Source organism: Treponema sp. JC4, from assembly GCF_000260795.1.
In the GTDB taxonomy this organism is placed as follows: domain Bacteria; phylum Spirochaetota; class Spirochaetia; order Treponematales; family Treponemataceae; genus Treponema_D.
Genome location: NZ_AJGU01000130.1, coordinates 1 through 608 on the forward strand (window position 1 = coordinate 1; position 608 = coordinate 608).

Below are 608 nucleotides of genomic sequence, written 5' to 3' on the forward strand. Positions count from 1 at the left end.
ACAAACAAAATTCTAGTAAGGATAATTCCAATTATTGTAAGAGTATGTGCAATTATATTTGGAAATGAATATTTTTTCTGTTTCATCCAACTTGCAATACAAACAAAACTTCCATTTACCAATCCCCATACGACAAATGTCCATCCAGCACCATGCCAGAAGCCACTAACTAAGAATGTAATTATTGTAGCAACATAGTAATTTCTAAACAATGCCTCTTTTTTATAAATACTTCTAAAAACATATGCACCCAAAAAACGAGAAAGTGTTATATGCCAACGTTGCCAGTATTCCTGGAAATTTTTTGCTTTATATGGTGAGTTAAAGTTTTCAGGTATAATGATATTGAACATTAGTCCTATTCCAATTGCCATATCAGCATACGAGGAAAGATCAAAATAATATGCGATTGTATATTCAACAGAATACCACCAAGCATTAGTCGCAGATGTAAGAGACCCCACAATATTGAAAAAACTTTGTGCGTTCACTGTAAGTGGATCTGCAAGTAAAATCTTCTTTGTAACCCCTATGGAAAAAATAAACATCCCTTTTGCAATGTTATTCCAACTAATTATTTGATTATCAGGGTTTTCAAACTGTGGTAC

1 protein-coding gene is annotated in these 608 nt (G+C 32.6%); it reads right to left on the reverse strand.

The features are described from left to right. Nucleotides 1-608 (reverse strand): MBOAT family O-acyltransferase (locus MSI_RS13610; RefSeq protein ID WP_039925188.1); only part of this gene is annotated, 608 nt, incomplete at both ends.